Annotated in this window: 14 protein-coding genes and 1 tRNA gene; 6 read left to right on the top strand and 9 right to left on the bottom strand. The window is 69.1% G+C overall.

The features are described from left to right. Positions 1–2: 2 nt before the first annotated feature. The 4 genes from GGQ91_RS06935 to GGQ91_RS06920 form a co-directional block, all read right to left on the bottom strand. Entirely contained in the window at positions 3–2,636 is a 2,634-nt protein-coding gene (locus GGQ91_RS06935; RefSeq protein ID WP_182591650.1) for a TIGR02302 family protein, read from the bottom strand. 134 nt (positions 2,637–2,770) lie between these two features. After that, positions 2,771–3,979 carry a polyhydroxyalkanoate depolymerase gene (locus GGQ91_RS06930; protein WP_043380107.1) on the bottom strand — a complete coding sequence of 403 codons (1,209 nt, stop codon included), beginning with the start codon at positions 3,977–3,979 and terminating at the stop codon, positions 2,771–2,773. 236 nt (positions 3,980–4,215) lie between these two features. After that, positions 4,216–4,461, bottom strand: coding sequence for a hypothetical protein (locus tag GGQ91_RS06925; protein WP_043347682.1), 246 nt, complete (start codon positions 4,459–4,461; stop codon positions 4,216–4,218). A 158-nt stretch (positions 4,462–4,619) separates the two neighbouring features. Then, entirely contained in the window at positions 4,620–4,829 is a 210-nt protein-coding gene (locus tag GGQ91_RS06920; RefSeq protein WP_043758164.1) for a hypothetical protein, read from the bottom strand. A gap of 366 nt (positions 4,830–5,195) precedes the next feature. On the opposite strand from GGQ91_RS06920, the gene GGQ91_RS06915 reads away from it, so the two are divergent. The 3 genes from GGQ91_RS06915 to GGQ91_RS06905 all read left to right on the top strand — a co-directional run bounded on the left by GGQ91_RS06915 (position 5,196) and on the right by GGQ91_RS06905 (position 6,209). Beyond that, positions 5,196–5,849 carry a Maf-like protein gene (locus tag GGQ91_RS06915; protein ID WP_043380104.1) on the top strand — a complete coding sequence of 218 codons (654 nt, stop codon included), beginning with the start codon at positions 5,196–5,198 and terminating at the stop codon, positions 5,847–5,849. Further along, on the top strand, positions 5,846–6,028 hold the full coding sequence (locus tag GGQ91_RS06910; RefSeq protein WP_075380462.1) for a DNA gyrase inhibitor YacG: 183 nt from the start codon (positions 5,846–5,848) through the stop codon (positions 6,026–6,028). Before GGQ91_RS06915 ends, GGQ91_RS06910 begins: the two co-directional genes overlap by 4 nt. A 105-nt stretch (positions 6,029–6,133) precedes the next feature. Continuing rightward, positions 6,134–6,209: transfer RNA gene (locus tag GGQ91_RS06905), tRNA-Phe, on the top strand. Between the two features lie 183 nt (positions 6,210–6,392). Here the strand turns inward: GGQ91_RS06905 and GGQ91_RS06900 are convergent. Further along, positions 6,393–7,145, bottom strand: a complete 753-nt coding sequence (locus GGQ91_RS06900) for a Crp/Fnr family transcriptional regulator (protein WP_043347678.1) — start codon at positions 7,143–7,145, stop codon at positions 6,393–6,395. 254 nt (positions 7,146–7,399) lie between these two features. Here GGQ91_RS06900 and GGQ91_RS06895 point away from each other — a divergent pair, with 254 nt between their 5' ends. Continuing rightward, a complete protein-coding gene (locus tag GGQ91_RS06895; RefSeq protein WP_182591649.1) occupies positions 7,400–8,389 on the top strand; it encodes a phosphoribosylaminoimidazolesuccinocarboxamide synthase in 990 nt (329 codons plus the stop codon). Positions 8,390–8,428: 39 nt separating this feature from the next. On the opposite strand, the gene GGQ91_RS06890 is transcribed toward GGQ91_RS06895, so the two are convergent. The 4 genes from GGQ91_RS06890 to GGQ91_RS28500 all read right to left on the bottom strand — a co-directional run bounded on the left by GGQ91_RS06890 (position 8,429) and on the right by GGQ91_RS28500 (position 12,307). Further along, the gene (locus GGQ91_RS06890; RefSeq protein ID WP_020091862.1) at positions 8,429–8,710 is read right to left on the bottom strand and encodes a DUF2312 domain-containing protein; all 282 of its coding nucleotides are present in this window, start codon (positions 8,708–8,710) and stop codon (positions 8,429–8,431) included. A 55-nt stretch (positions 8,711–8,765) separates the two neighbouring features. Next, positions 8,766–9,947 carry an alpha/beta hydrolase gene (locus tag GGQ91_RS06885; RefSeq protein ID WP_182591648.1) on the bottom strand — a complete coding sequence of 394 codons (1,182 nt, stop codon included), beginning with the start codon at positions 9,945–9,947 and terminating at the stop codon, positions 8,766–8,768. A gap of 86 nt (positions 9,948–10,033) precedes the next feature. Continuing rightward, positions 10,034–11,398, bottom strand: a complete 1,365-nt coding sequence (locus GGQ91_RS06880) for an MFS family transporter (protein WP_043758154.1) — start codon at positions 11,396–11,398, stop codon at positions 10,034–10,036. 102 nt (positions 11,399–11,500) lie between these two features. After that, positions 11,501–12,307, bottom strand: a complete 807-nt coding sequence (locus GGQ91_RS28500) for a hypothetical protein (protein WP_343066765.1) — start codon at positions 12,305–12,307, stop codon at positions 11,501–11,503. Between GGQ91_RS28500 and GGQ91_RS28495 the strand changes: the two genes are divergently transcribed. Both GGQ91_RS28495 and GGQ91_RS06870 read left to right on the top strand, forming a co-directional pair. After that, positions 12,296–12,433: a DUF1236 domain-containing protein gene (locus tag GGQ91_RS28495; RefSeq protein ID WP_335633083.1), complete on the top strand. Its 138-nt coding sequence runs from the start codon at positions 12,296–12,298 to the stop codon at positions 12,431–12,433. The genes GGQ91_RS28500 and GGQ91_RS28495 overlap by 12 nt on opposite strands. Positions 12,434–12,691: 258 nt before the next feature. Beyond that, entirely contained in the window at positions 12,692–14,689 is a 1,998-nt protein-coding gene (locus tag GGQ91_RS06870) for a methyl-accepting chemotaxis protein (RefSeq protein WP_182591646.1), read from the top strand. Positions 14,690–14,698 lie beyond the last annotated feature (9 nt).

Here is a 14,698-nt window from a genome sequence, read left to right as displayed (position 1 = left end):
GCTCAGTTGCGGCGGAGCAGGCGCTCGAAATAATCGAGTTCCTCGCGGGGGCGGGTCGGGTCGCCGAGCTTGCGCCGCAGCTCTTCCATGATGCGCCGAGCGCGCTGGACCGCTGATTCATCGGCTGTCGGCACGCGGACACGTCCGTCGCTCATATCGCGGCCGCGCGTCGGACGTCCGAGGGGATCGTCGTCCCGTGCCCCGGCCTGGCCCTGCTGCCCCGGCTGCTGACCGCCGTCCTGCTGGCCTTCGCCCTGGCCCTCGGCCATGTCCTGCATCTGCTGCGCCATGCCGTCGGCGCCGCGCTTCAGGCCGTCGAGGGCGCGCCCCTGCGCGTCGACCGCCCCGCTCGAATCGCCGTCCTTCAGGGCGTTCTCGGCCTCGCGCATGGCTTCCTCGGCATCGGCGAGACCTTGCTCGCCACGCATGCCGTTCTCCTTCATGCGCTGCTGGAGATCCTCCAGCCGCTGCCGAAGCGCCTGCTGCCGCTCTCCGACATCGCCCTTCTGGCCCTGCTGCTGCCCCTGGCCCTGCTGCCCCTGGCCCTGCTGTCCTTGACCCTGCTGTCCCTGGCCCTGTTGTCCTTGGCCTTGCTGACCCGGCTGTCTCTGGCCCTGCTGTCCGCGCTGGCCTTGCTGCGGCTGCCCGCGATTCTGCTGGCGCTGGCCGCCGCGCGGCTCTTCGCCGTCCTTGAAGGTCTCGTCGCGCAGGCCCTGCTGCTCGCGGGACATGGCGTCGAGATCGCGCATCTGCTTCTGCATCTCGCGGGACGCCTGATCCGACCGGCTTCCGCGTTCGGCCGTCTGCAGGTTCTCCAGGATGTTGCGCAGCTGTTCCATCAGGCGCTGTGCCTCGGCGGTGTCGCCGCGCTTCATCGCCTCCGCCATGTCCTGGATCATCTTATCGAGATCCTCGGGCGTGACGGTCTTCGACTGAGCATTGTTCTGCCCGCGATCGCTCTGCTCGCGAGGCTCGCGGCCCTGCTTCTGCGCCATCTCCGACAGGAACTTGTCGAGCGCCTGCTTCAGATCCTGGGTCAGGCGCTTGATTTCGTCGTCGGGCGCGTTGCGCTCCATCGCCTCCTTCAAGCGATCCTGGGCTTGGCGGAGCTGCTTCTCGGCATCCGAAAGGTCACCGTCCTCGATCTTCAGGGCCATCTCCCACAGGAGATCGGCCACCGCGATGAGATCGGCGTCCGTCCGGGCGCGGCGCAGCCGCTCGGTGGCCGTCCGCAGGCCCAGGAAGATGGCAGGCTGCGGCGTGTACGTGTCGGGCGCGACCAGGAGGGCGTCCAGGGCCCCCTGAACCCACCTGCGGTCCGTATCGGGTGCCGTCACGAGGCGGCGACGTTCCTCGGCGAGCGCCCGCGCCAGCGGCTCGCGGAACGGGCGCGCCGGCAGGACGATCTCGGCATCCGGCGTCCGGCCTTCCTGACCGGCCTCGTCCTTGACGACGATGTGATAGCGGACCCGCGCCCCGGACCATGGGCTGTCGGTGAGGTCGACCAGGGTCTTGGTGTCGGACTCGCCGTTGGCGTCCCCGGGCAATGCCAGATTGATGTGGGGAACTGGGACCAGAGCACGGGCCGATTTCAGCGGCTCGATCACGGCCTCCGCCGAACTGAGCCCGTAATCGTCCTTCGCGCGGTAGGTCAGGTTGAAGGTACCGCGGCCGTTCACTTCGGGGCCGCCGACGGCCGTCACCTCCGGCGGCCGGTCGGGGATCGCGTCCACGGTGAGGCGTTGCCGGCCTGCGAGAGTCACGATCGTCAGTTCGGCGCCGCCAACGATGCGATAGCGCTCCTCGCGCAGGTCGGGCCGCGCCTCCTGGCCCGGGACGGGGACCAGGCCGGCATTGGGTGTCAGCGTCGTCTCGGACGCGGCCTTACCCTGACCGGCGATCCGCACGATCAGCTGCGCGTTGACGGGGGCGCGCAGGCGCTGATCGCTTCCGTCCATGGCGATCAGGAGGGGCGGAAGCCGCGTGTAGAGCGGCGGGTCGATCCAGCCGTCCACGCGGAAATTGGGGCTTTGCGCCGCAGGCTCCTGCCAGTCGAACGCCGCGCCAAGGCGCTGACGCCACTCGGGCCCGGCGACGAACAGGCTGGCGATGGCGGCGATCACGAGGCCGGCGCGAAGGGCGAACGGATCGTGCCGAACCATGCCGGGCCTCGGCAAACCGACCCGCAGGGCCGAGACCGCCTGCGCGGCCCGCCGTTGATGGAGCTCCCAGAGCGTCCGGCTTCCCGGATCGGCGGCACCCACGGCGAGGCTGTCCTGCGCCGCGGAGGCCGGTCCGTGACGCAGGGCCGGATCGCGGGCTGCCGCCTCGCGATCGAGCCGTGCCAGGGCGACGCGCCGATCGGGCCGGGCGATATGGATCAGCGGTACGAGCGCGGCGACGAGGAGGAGGCCCAGGATGCCCAGGCCGATCTGGCGCCAGATCGGCGTGAGATCGAGCCACAGCCCCGACCAGGACAGCATGAGAAAGATCAGTCCGACCCCGATCCCCCGCCAGAGGACAGGCCAGGCTTGCTCCCAGAGGGCTGCCGCCCGGGCGCGAGCCACCAGCCGGTCGAGCCGTGCGGAGACCGTTGTCGGGCCGTCCGCGCTGGTCTTGTTCTCGGTGCCGATCACGCCGACCGTTCCGCCTCACGCCGCAGGAGTGGCCCCAGGAACCACGCGAACCGGGCTCCCATCAGAAGACGGTAGCATGGTGGGCCGCGCGGGTCGGCGGGTCAAATCGGCGCGACGCTTCCCCGGTCTCGCGGTCAGTTGTGCGCCTGGATGAAGTTGCGCACCTGCGGGTAGATCTGCGACTCCCAGCGCCGCCCGGCGAAGACCCCGTAATGGCCGACGCCCGCCTGGAGGTGATGGGTCCGCATGTAGGGGGCGAGGTCCGAGCAGAGATCATGGGCCGCCATGGTCTGGCCGACCGCGCAGATGTCGTCGCGCTCGCCCTCGACGGTCATCAGGGCGGTGCGTCGGATCGCCCGCAGGTCGATCGGCTCCCCCCGATAGCTCACCGCATTCCGAGCCAGGGCGTGATCCTGGAACACGGTCTTGACCGTTTCCAGGTAGAATTCGGCCGCGAGATCGAGCACGGCGAAATACTCGTCGTAGAAGGTCTCGATCGCCTCGGCTTTCTCGCGCTCGCCGTTGGCCATGTGCCAGAAGAGATCGGCGTGACCCTGGATATGGCGCTTGGCGTTCATCGCCATGAAGGCCGAGACCTGCATGAAGCCCGGATACACCTTGCGGCCGGCGCCCTTGTGGCGCGTCGGGACCGTCGCGATCAGGTTCTTCTCGAACCAGTCGATGGGCTTGGAGGTCGCGAGTGCGTTCACGCCCGTCGGGTTGATGCGGCAATCCACCGGGCCGGCCATCAGGGTCATGCTGCGCGGGGCGGCGGGATCCTTCGCCTGCGCCATCGCGGCTGCCGCCACGAGGGCCTGAACGGCGGGCTGGCAGACCGCCACCATGTGGGCGCCTTCACCCATCGTCTGCAGGAAGTGGATCAGGTGGCCCACGTAGTCGTCGAAACCGAACTGGCCTTCCGACAGCGGCACGTCGCGGGCATTGTGCCAGTCGGTGATGTAGACGTCGTGGTCGGGCAGCATGGTGCGCACGGTGGCGCGGAGCAGCGTGGCGAAATGGCCCGACATCGGCGCGACCATCAGCACCTTGGGCTGCTCGGTGTGAATGTCCTTCTTGAAGTGCAGCAGCGTCCCGAACGGCGTGACCTCGACCGGCTCCTCTGAGACCGGGACGCTCCGGTTCCCGACGTTGACCGTCTCGATGCCGTAGGGCGGCCGCGCGAAGGTCAGACCGGCGCGCATCATCATCCGGGCGCCGGCGGACATCCAGGTGACCGGCTCGCCCAACCCGATCCAGGGCGACCAGATGTCGTTCAGCAGCCGGCCCCATGCCCGGGTCTGGGCAGCGATGTCGGTCTGCAGGTCGAACGCGTCGTACAGCATCGGGCAGGCACTCGCTGGAGCCCTGCCCGGCACGCGGGCCATCGGGGCGGCAAAGGTGGCGGATGCCGGGGTTTGAATTGCATCAGCGTGGCCGTGCAGGATGGGTCCCGTTCCCGGAGGCGGCAACTGTCCGAACGGCGGATGCGAACAAGAAAAATCGTGACGTGGCTTTGATGCACCAGACCAAATCGCGGCCGGGCGCGACGGCACGGACACCGCCGACGCGCCCGGCCGCGTCAGGACGCGCGCCGGACGACCGTGCGGGGTTCGCCTTCGGTCCGGCGATGCTCGCAGGCGATCTTGAGATACCGGTCGCTGCCCCCCGGCAACCCGGCCTGGGCTGCCATCGTCTGGGCGTGCATCAGGCACTCCATCGGCGTGTGCGCCGGGGCGATGATGACGTCCAGCGCGGTGTCGCGGGAGCAATCCTGAGCCAGGAGCGTACCGGCACAGACCAAGGCAACAGAGAGCAGTTCCGACATGACGGACCTCAGCTTCGAGCGATCGAAAGGTCCGCGGGGTGCTCTGGCGTGCGAGCCGCCGCGTTGTCGTTGCCTGAGTGCTTCCTCCCGGTTGCCGGACCCTTCAAGCACGTCGTGTGCCAGTTGGGTGGACGGCGGAATACTTGATCTGCGCGCCCTCAGTCGCGGGACGACAGCCAGTGCGTTTCCGGTTCGTCGGCGGGCAGGAGGGCCGCGACGGCGTCGAGATCGACGACGTAGTGCTCGGTGAGACGCTGCCACATCTCGACCGGCGACGTGACCTGCGGCCGGAGCCCGTCGAGGGCACGGGCGAGCAGGGCCGTGGTTACCAGCGTCGGGCGCTGCAGGAGCGGATCAGCGTTCAGCATCGATGTCGATCCCCTTCGGAGGACAACACTCTCAGCCTCACGTAGTTAACGGTCGGTTACGATCGCGGACGACGTCTTGCTCTAAGCTTACCAGATCGCCGGGCAGCACCTATAGTCTGGCTTGCCGCGCCGCGATCACAGTGCCGGCCGCGGCGCTCGGTCGGCCTACTCTTGCCGGCGGGCGGGCGGGGGTATCCCGGATCATGACCCGGGCCGGCCGGGGTCTGGGAGATCTGCAGAAGCCCCTCCGAGTTCACAAGCCCGACCCCATCCCTTATCAGGCGGGTGGATCGAGCCTGTCCCGGCCGACGAAGGGCCGCCGCGCAGGGCGCGCACGGCTCCGGTCGATTGTGCGAACGGAACATCATGGACGCCAAACCTGAAGCGATCGGCGCGACGCAGGGGCCGACGGCGCGACTTGTGCTCGCCTCCGCTTCGCCGCGCCGCCTCGCGCTGCTGCAGCAGATCGGCATCGAACCGGCGGCTCTCCTGCCGGCCGAGATCGACGAGACGCCCCGCAAGGCCGAGCCGCCCCGCGAACTGGCACGCCGCCTCGCCCGGACGAAGCTCGCGACGGCCGAGGCAGCGCTGCACCTCCAGGACACCACCACGCCCACCTGGCTCCTGTCGGCCGATACGGTTGTGGCGGTCGGGCGGCGGGTCCTGCCGAAGGCCGAGATCCCCGACGAGGCCGCGGATTGCCTGCGCCTGCTCTCCGGACGTCAGCATCGCGTCTACACGGCGGTGTGCGTCCTCTCGCCCCGCGGGCGCAGGGAGCGGATCGTGGAGACCCGCGTCCGATTCAAGCGGCTCTCGGGCCGCGATATCCAGGGCTACGTGGCGTCGGGCGAATGGCGCGGGAAAGCCGGCGGCTACGCGATCCAGGGCCTGGCGGGGGCGTTCGTCGTCAAACTGGTCGGCTCCTACAGCGCCGTGGTCGGGCTGCCCCTCTACGAGACCCTGAGCCTCCTCGACGGGGAGGGGTATCCCGTGCGGGCCGGCTGGGGCGCCCTGGCATGAGAAGCGAGCGCCGGCCGCCCTGTCCGATCTGTCGGCAACCGTCCACACCGGAATTCCAGCCGTTCTGTTCGCAGCGGTGTGCCGACGTCGATCTCGGACGGTGGCTCAACGAGCGCTACGCGATCCCCGAGGACCTCGATTCCGACGAGGTTCCGCCCGAGCCCGATCCGGAGCGATGAATTTTTCCGGCATTTCCGTCGTGTCGACGTCACGGCAAGGCTGGACAGGCCGCGAAGCACTGACTATACCCCGCGGCGTCCGAGGCCGACACCGGCGCGGACGATGCCCAGGTAGCTCAGTTGGTAGAGCATGCGACTGAAAATCGCAGTGTCGGTGGTTCGATTCCGCCCCTGGGCACCATCTTCCCGCTGAGTGCCCGCTCCGGCAACGGTTAGCGAAAACGGCGCCGCGTTATCTTCATACCGATGGATCCAGACTGCGGCCCCGCGTCGGCTTGGCTTTGGCTTTCAACGGCGGTAGATAGGTCGGGCAGGGTGACAGCGCGCCCTCGTCGGCTCGAACGCCGGCGCTCTCCCGCCCGGTTCAGCGAGTCTCCGCATCCCGCAGATGCAGATAGGCCGGATCGAACCCGGCCGCGGCCTGCAGCCCCGGCCAGTCGTGGACGGTCAGGCGGCGGTCGCGCAGCGTGATCAGCCCGGCCGATTTGAGATCCCGAATCGTGCGGTTGACGTGAACGGACGTGATGCCGAGGGCGTCTGCGAGTTCGGGCTGCGTCATGGGCAGCTCGCAGGTCCGATCCGGTGCAAGCCCGACCGCGCCGAGGCGGGTCACGAGTTCGCAGAACAGGTGGGCCATCCGCGCGTAGGCGTCGCGGCGACCGGTGTTGAGCATCCACTCGCGGACCAGAGCGGCGTCGATGAGGGTGGCGCGCCAGAAGACCTCAGTGAGACGCGGATGCGCACGCATCAGCCCACGGACCGCCTCATGCGAAACGAAGCCGAGCCTGCAGGCGCTGACCGTGGCGATGTTGATGTCGAGGACCTCCAGATACAGGCTCTGGAAGTCGGGCACATCGCCCGGCACGTGGTAGGTCATCACCTGCCGCTTGCCGGCCAGCGTCGACTTGTAAGTGCAGGCGATCCCGCTGAGCAGGGTGAAGCTTCGAGTCGGGCGGTCGCCCTCCCGAACGATGTCCTGATTGGGCTCGAACTGCGCCACCTGCATCGGCAGCGCGACGAGGGCGGCCCGCTCCGCATCGCTGAGCGTGAACAGGGCGACGGTCTCGATCCGGCGCAGGAAAGGTTGTCGGCTTGCTTGGTGCGGTGTCTCGAACATTGCGCCTCGGCCGTCCGGCAGCACCGGCCGGCATTTCGCAGTCGGCAATTCACCGTCTGCCATCCGCGGCAAGGATAGGGCCGACAGCCGGGCCCGGCCAGAGCGGCAGGGCCGCTCGCCCGCAGCCGCGGGGGTCGGGGTGGCGGCCGGGGCTGCGCGCCGGGCCTCGGTGAAACCCGGGACTGGAATTCTCCGCCCCATCCGCGCACAGAGATCAGGCGGCGCGGTCGCCGCACAGCCTGACGGAAAGCCCGATGAAGACGGCAGATCTCGCCCCGCACGCGCACCAGGTCCTGCGCGACGCGACCCTGCCCGAGCTGCCGAACCATTATCGCGGCAAGGTCCGGGACAATTACGACCTGCCCGACGGCCGGCGCATCCTCATCACCTCGGACCGGATCAGCGCCTTCGACCGGGCGCTCGCGGCGATCCCCTTCAAGGGCCAGGTCCTGACCCAGACCGCGCGCTACTGGTTCGAGCAGACCGCCGACATCTGCCCGAACCACGTCATCGCCTATCCCGACCCGAACGTGGTCGTGGGCCGGCGTCTGGAGATCCTGCCGGTGGAGGTGGTGGTTCGTGGCTACCTCGCCGGCACCACCTCCACGTCGGTCCTGACGCGCTACCGCGCCGGGGAGCGGGATATGTACGGCCACCGTTTCCCGGATGGCATGCGGCCGAACGAGCGTCTGCCGGAGGCGATCATCACGCCGACCACCAAGGCGTTCGACGGTGGCCACGACGAACCGCTGACCGAGACCGAGATTCTGGAACGCGGGCTGCTCACATCCGAGCAGTGGCGCACCGTGTCCGACGCGGCGCTGGCGCTGTTCGCCCGCGGCACGGCGCTGGCGGCCGAGCGCGGTCTCATCCTGGCCGACACGAAATACGAGTTCGGCACCGATCCCGAAGGCCGGATCGTCCTCGCCGACGAGATCCATACGCCCGACAGCAGCCGGTACTGGTTCGCGCAGAGCTATCCGGAGCGCTTCGCCGCGGGTTCCGCGCCGGAGAGCTTCGACAAGGATTTCGTGCGCAATTGGGTCGTCGCCCGCTGCGATCCGTACAAGGACCCGATTCCGGAGATTCCCGCGGAGGTCGTCCTGGAGACGGCCGCGGTCTACATCCGCGCCTACGAGACGATCACGGGGGCGCGCTTCGTCCTGCCGGATCCGAGCGAGGAGCCCTTGGAGCGCATTCGGCGCAACATCGCCGCCTATCTCGCGGGCTCCTCGCAGTCCTGAGGGGAGGGCGGCGCGCGGCGCCGCACTCCGTCGAGAGGATCAGGCCGCGGCCGCGATCGGGGCCGGCGAGGGCGCATCCATGGCGCGCAGGTAGACGTCGAGGAGCGTCTCCTGCTCGTCGCGCTCATCCTTGTCCTGCTTGCGGATCTTCAGGATCTCCTTGAGCACCTTGACGTCGAGACCCTCGCCCTTGGCCTCGGCGAAGACCTCCTTCTTGGCCTCCATCAGGTCCTTGATCTCCTCCTCCAGCCGTTCCACGCGCTCGATGATCGAGCGGATGCGGTCGCCCGCGACGCCCACGGTGTCGGTCATGTCGGTCATGCATTCCCTCGTCGGATGACGGCGGCACCCTCGCCGGGACAGGGTAAGCGACCGGTTAAGGACGGCCCGGCGCGTGGACCCGGTCCTCGATCCAGCCGACGATCGCATCCGCCACCGCATCGCTGTTCGATTCCAGCATCATCATGTGGCCGTTGCCGTGAATGCCGTGCTCGGCGAGCGCCAGCCGGTCCGGTTTCGCGCCCGCCTGGGCCAGGAATGCAGCCGTGCAATCATCCATGGTGGCGCGGAACGAGGCTTCGGCGGTGACGAGCACGGCGGGCACGCGGGCGAGGTTCGGCAGCGTTCGAGCAGGCTCAGCCTGAAGCCAGCAGCGGATCTTGTCGGGTGCGGCGGCGCGGTCGTCCTGAACGACCGTCAAATCGGCCGGGCTGCTGACGGGGGGCTCGAAATGCAGCGGCACCCGGGTGATGCCGTAGGGCCGGGCCCGCGCCTCCCCGACGCGCTCGTACCAATCGGCGCCGCCCTTGAAGCGGATGTCGAAGAAGGTCGGCCCGTTGGGCTCGACGGCGACATGCGCCTTCACGAGGTCGGGGCGCTGATCGGAAACCGCCCAGCCGAAGACGCCGGCCTGCGAATGCGTCAGCAGGATCGCGGGGCCGATCTTCTCCAGAAGGGCGATCAGGGCCGGATCGACCAGTTCCTCGCTCTTCAGCGCGCTGGCGATGTAGGGCACCTGGGACAGGTAGAACTGGTCGAAGGCGGCGTTGCCGCGCACCCCCGGGCCGCCCGGCCACTGGCTGTGCAGCTTCGCCTGCGGGTAGAGCGGGACGCGTTCCTGCCCGGTGAACACCGTCTCCAGATCCTCGACGGGCAGGCGGGCATAGGTCCCGTAGGTCTCCGGATCGCCGCCCGAGCGGCCACGCCCGACCTGATCCACGACGTAGACCGTGAAACCCTTGGCGGCGAAGCGGTCAGCCCAGCCAGGCCGTCCGTCCGGCGTGCCGAGGAAGTTGGTCCCGGTCTGGGCGGTGCCGTGCACCAGGACGATCGGATAGGGCTGCGTCACCCGCGCCGGTGCGCGATACTCCACGAACATCTGCCCGGAGGCCGTGGTCTTGCCTGCCGCCGTCGCGGAGCGGCCGCCGACGAAGAAATAGCCCGCGGGCTGTTTCGGCTTGAACGGCGTGTCGCCGGAGCCCCCCTCGGTGGCCTCGGATGCCGAAGCGGTTGCGAGGCAGAGCAGGGTCAGTGCCCCGGCGGCGGTCTTCCTGAGCATGGCGTCCTCCCGCAGACGTCTGGCGCGTCCGGCGGGAGGCATATCAGCGTGAAAGTCGGGCCCGGTCCAGCCGGACGGCCCACCGGTCAGGCGTGTGCGAGGCCGCGCTTCTTCCCCAGCGCCTCCTCGACGGTGCCGGCGCCGTCGAGATAGCCGTGGACCTTGGGGTTCGGCATGATCAGCGAGGCCACGAAGGCGATCGCCATCAGGACGGTGACGTACCAGAAGAACGTGCTCTCCATCCCGTTGTCCTTGAACCACAGGGCGACGAACTCGGCGGTGCCGCCGAAGGTGGCGTTGGCCACCGCGTAGGAGAGGCCGACCCCGAGGGCGCGGATGTTGGTCGGGAACAGCTCCGCTTTCACGATGCCGCTGATGCCCGTGTAGAACGAGACGACCGCGAGCCCGAGGGTGATCAGCGCGAAAGCCAGATAGGGATCCTTGTTGGTGCCGAGCGCCGTCATCAGCGGCACCACCATGAGTGTGCCGAGGCCGCTGTAGAGCAGCATGTTCGCCTTGCGGCCGATCTTGTCGGACAGCGCGCCGAAGATCGGCTGGATGATCATGTAGACGAACAGCACCACCGTCATCGTCTGCGACGCCGAGGTCTTCGGCATGCCGGCAGTGTTGACGAGATACTTCTGCATATACGTCGTGAAGGTATAGAAGCTCAGGGAGCCGCCCGCCGTGTAGGCCACGACGACCAGGAACGCCCGCCAGTGCTTCGACAGCTCGGCGAAGGTGCCGGCGGTCTCCTTGTCACTGCTGTCCTTCGTCTCGGCCAGGGAGCGTCGCAGATAGAGTGCGACGACCGCCAGCCCGGCGCCGATGAAGAACGGGATGCGCCAGCCCCAGGCGGTCAGTTCCGGGCCGGTCATCACCGCCTGGAGCAGGACCAGGACCAGCGAGGCCAGGAGCTGGCCACCGATCAGCGTGACGTACTGGAAGGAGGCGAAGAAGCCGCGTCGGCCCTTGATCGCGACTTCGCTCATGTAGGTTGCAGAGGTGCCGTATTCGCCGCCGACGGACAGGCCTTGGAGCATGCGGGCGAGGAGCAGCAGCACCGGGGCCAGGGTACCGACATGCTCGTAGGTCGGCAGGATGCCGATCAGAAGCGAGCCGAAGCACATCAGCAGCACCGAGACGACCATCGAGGTCCGGCGTCCGACACGATCGGCGATGCGCCCGAACAGCCAGCCGCCGACCGGTCGCATGAAGAATCCGACCGCGAAGATGCCCGCGGTCTGGAGGAGCTGGCTGGTGGAATCGCCCTTCGGAAAGAAGGCCGGCGCGAAGTAGAGGGCGAAGAACGCGTAACAGTAGAAATCGTACCATTCGACGAGATTGCCCGAGGACGATCCGACGATGGCCCAGATGCGGCGCTTGCGGTCTGCGGCGTCATCGTGGGCGCTCGGTGCGATACCGATCGTATCGTCGCGCGAGGCGGACATGGCGTCTCCGTCGATCAATCTTGATGCCGGCCTGGGCCGGTCTCTACTTGGTGCGGCGCGACGTTACAGGTGACGGGCCTGATCGCAAGACCGTGAGCGGACTTAGCCGAGGACAGCCCGCGCGGGTGTCACCGGCCGCATGGCCACGACGCCGCGGGACGGAACGGTTCGCCCCGAGGCCCGTTGCGGGCCGGCATGGGCGTCGGGGATGGTCCGACGGCCGCAGGAGGAGAGGCCATGAAGCGCATTCTGAGAGACACGGTTGCGGCGGCCATCGTCGTGGCCGGAGCGGCAACGGCATTCGCGCAGGGCGGCCCAGGCGGCGGGGGCGGCCCCGGCGGCGGCGGACCCGGCGGTCCCGGTGGAGCTGCCGGCGCGGGCGCCGGTCCGGCCGGTGGCGGCGGTGCTGGCGGCGGGATGCGGAGCGGTGCCGGCGGCGCGGACGGCGGCGCGATGCGCGGGCCTGGCGGTGCCGAGGGCGGTCCGCGCGGCGCCGAGCCGGGTGGACCGGCGGGTCGTGGTGCCGAGGGACCGGGCCGCCCGGATGGCGCCGCCGAGCGCGACGGATCGTCCGGTCGGGCCGGCCCGGCCGCGAAGCCCGATGCCGGTGATCGCGGTGATCGCGGTGACCGGGGCGAGCGCGGTGCCCGTGAACCCGGTGCCGGCGGCGAGCGCGGCAATCGCGACGCAGCCGGCCCCGATCGGGGCGGCCGCGGTCCGGCTGGCGAGCGGGGCGGACGTGCCGGCGCCCGCGAGGGCGGCGCCGTTCGCGGTGCGGTCGGCCGCCTCGATACCCGGCAGCGGACCGAGTTCCGCAGCTCGATCACCCGCCTGGGCGTGTCGCCGCTCCGGGACGTGGCCTTCGGTCTCGCGGTCGGCACCGCGATCCCGCGGTCGGTGACCCTGCACCGGCTGCCGCCGGCGATCATCTCGATCGTGCCGGAATACGAGGGCTACGAGTTCATCCTCGTGCGCGACGACATCGTGATCATCGACCCCGACACCTACGAGATCGTGGACGTGATCCCGGCCTAATGCCTGGCCGCGCGTCGGTCGAAACGGCTTTTCCGGCCGCCGACACACCGGCGCAAGCAAAGCACACGATCATCACCGTTGATCCGGTCCGCGCCCGACAAGGCGCGGACCGGCTTTGCGCGGGAAATGGTGTCGCGCCCGATCGACGTCCTGATCCATGCCATCCACGATCTGATAAAAAGAACACAGACGCCACAGGTCGCGGTTTAGGTTTGAATTAGGCCTCGTCAGGCGCGACTCCTGAAGATCGGGGTGTGCATGTCGATCGAAATCGGTGGCTTTTCTGGAGCGGCACGCCGGGTACGCGTCGGGATATCGGGTCGCGCGACACTCCTGATTCTCGCGATCGTATCGGCGGCCCTCGTCGCCTGTTCGTCCTATCTGTACCTGTCCCAGTCCAGCACCCTGCAGGGCGACGTCGACGCCAGCATGTCGAGCCTGAGCGGATCTGCCGCCCGTAGTGTCGGCAACTGGCTGCGCGGCAAGCTCGATCTGACGCAGATGATGGCTCAGCAGATCACCGCTAGCGGCCGTGAGTCGGACACGGATCGTGTGCTCGACGCGCCCATCATCCGCGACTCGTTTTACGTCAGCTTCTTCGGGCGTCCGGACGGGTTCTACACCAAGATGCCCAAGGCCGAGATTCCGCCGGGTTACGATCCGCGTCAGCGTCCGTGGTACAAGGAGGCCGCCGCGACGGACGGCCCGATCCTGACCGAGCCGTACATCTCCGCCAGTCGCGGCACCTTCATCATCACGGCGGCGGCGCCGGTTAAGGATGCGGCGCACGGTCTCGGCGGCGTGGTCGGAAGCGATTTCGACGTCTCGGCTCTTGCCCGGATGATCACCGAGGTCGCGCCGGGTAACGGCGGTTATGCCTATCTGGTGTCGGGCGCTGGCACGATCCTGATCCACCCGCGGGCCGCGTTCATCGGCAAGCCCCTGTCGGAGCTGATCGACGGTCCGGTTCCCGGCATCGCCGCCGGTCGGGCGGTGGACACGCGCGAGGCGGGACGGTCCGTCCGCACGGTCTTCGCGCGCGTCCCAAACCTGCCGCCGGCGCTCGACTGGTACGTCGCGCTTTCGGTCGACCACGCCACCGCGTTCGCACCCATCACGCACCTCGCGCAGAACTTGGCCATCGCAACCGCGATCACGCTGCTTCTGCTGGCCGTCACCGTCAGCCGGATGATGGCCGCGACCGTCGCACATCCCCTAGACCGACTTGTGGAAGTCCTTCAGCGCATGAGCCTCGGCGACCTCGATACCGAGATCGCCGAGGCCAGGCGCCGGGACGAGATCGGGATGGTCGGGCGGGCGGTCGAGGGTATCAAGGCCGTTGTGGCGCAGAAGGCACGTGAGCAGGAACAGGCTCGGCGCTCGGCCGAGGCGGCGGCCGCAGCGGAGCGCAAGCGGGCCATGACGGCGCTCGCCGATGGTTTCGAAGAGGCCGTGGGCACGATCGTCGGTTCGGTGTCGTCCGCGGCGTCCGAGCTTCACGCCACCGCCCAAGCCCTGACAAACACCGCCACGCAGGCCGCGGCACGATCCAGCAGCGTCGCTGCGGCCGCCGACCAAGCCTCGACCAGCGTCCGCACCGTCGCGGTTGCGGCCGATGAACTCGGCGCGAGCGTGCGCGAGATCGCCGGGCAGGTCGCAGGCTCGTCACGCCTCGCCCGAACTGCCGTGGACGAGGCCGACGAGACGGGACACCGCGTGCAGGCGCTGTCGGAGGCGGTATCCCGGATCAGCGACGCAGCCGGGCTGATCGCCTCGATCGCCGCGCAGACCAACCTGCTGGCCCTCAACGCCACCATCGAGGCCGCGCGGGCCGGCGAGGCCGGGCTCGGCTTCGCCGTGGTGGCGGCCGAAGTGAAGGATTTGGCTGCGCAGACCGCCCGCGCCACCGAGGAAATCAACGATCATATCGCGCGCGTCCAGGGCTCCACCGGCGAAGCCACCCGGGCACTCGACGGTATCGTCAGGCGGATCCGGGACATCAACGCGGTCGCCGCGGCCGTCGCCGCCTCAGTCGAGGAGCAGGGGGCGGCCACGCAGGAGATCGTCCGCAACGTGACCCAGGCGTCAGACGGGACCGCGGACGTGACGGTGAATATCGCCGGGGTGGCCGGAGCCGCCGCGCATACGGGCGAGGCCGCGCGACAGGTCCTGGGCTCCGCATCGGATCTGTCGCAACACTCCGCGCGCCTCGGTGTCGAGGTCGCACGATTCCTGGATTCGGTTCGGGCAGCCTGAGGCCCGACA

This window comes from Methylobacterium fujisawaense, assembly GCF_014138435.1.
GTDB lineage: Bacteria > Pseudomonadota > Alphaproteobacteria > Rhizobiales > Beijerinckiaceae > Methylobacterium > Methylobacterium fujisawaense.
The sequence above is the reverse complement of the archived record's forward strand: the minus strand, read 5'-3'. Positions and strand labels throughout refer to the sequence as shown.

What these genes read in the sequence shown, in the direction of transcription:
- GGQ91_RS06930 (WP_043380107.1), bottom strand. Translation starts at nt 3,979, where the DNA reads ATGCTGTACGACGCGTTCGACCTGCAGACCGACATCGCTGCCCAGACC.
- GGQ91_RS06925 (WP_043347682.1), bottom strand. Translation starts at nt 4,461, where the DNA reads ATGTCGGAACTGCTCTCTGTTGCCTTGGTCTGTGCCGGTACGCTCCTG.
- GGQ91_RS06920 (WP_043758164.1), bottom strand. Translation starts at nt 4,829, where the DNA reads ATGCTGAACGCTGATCCGCTCCTGCAGCGCCCGACGCTGGTAACCACG.
- GGQ91_RS06915 (WP_043380104.1), top strand. Translation starts at nt 5,196, where the DNA reads ATGGACGCCAAACCTGAAGCGATCGGCGCGACGCAGGGGCCGACGGCG.
- GGQ91_RS06910 (WP_075380462.1), top strand. Translation starts at nt 5,846, where the DNA reads ATGAGAAGCGAGCGCCGGCCGCCCTGTCCGATCTGTCGGCAACCGTCC.
- GGQ91_RS06900 (WP_043347678.1), bottom strand. Translation starts at nt 7,145, where the DNA reads ATGTTCGAGACACCGCACCAAGCAAGCCGACAACCTTTCCTGCGCCGG.
- GGQ91_RS06895 (WP_182591649.1), top strand. Translation starts at nt 7,400, where the DNA reads ATGAAGACGGCAGATCTCGCCCCGCACGCGCACCAGGTCCTGCGCGAC.
- GGQ91_RS06890 (WP_020091862.1), bottom strand. Translation starts at nt 8,710, where the DNA reads ATGACCGACATGACCGACACCGTGGGCGTCGCGGGCGACCGCATCCGC.
- GGQ91_RS06885 (WP_182591648.1), bottom strand. Translation starts at nt 9,947, where the DNA reads ATGCTCAGGAAGACCGCCGCCGGGGCACTGACCCTGCTCTGCCTCGCA.
- GGQ91_RS06880 (WP_043758154.1), bottom strand. Translation starts at nt 11,398, where the DNA reads ATGTCCGCCTCGCGCGACGATACGATCGGTATCGCACCGAGCGCCCAC.
- GGQ91_RS06870 (WP_182591646.1), top strand. Translation starts at nt 12,692, where the DNA reads ATGTCGATCGAAATCGGTGGCTTTTCTGGAGCGGCACGCCGGGTACGC.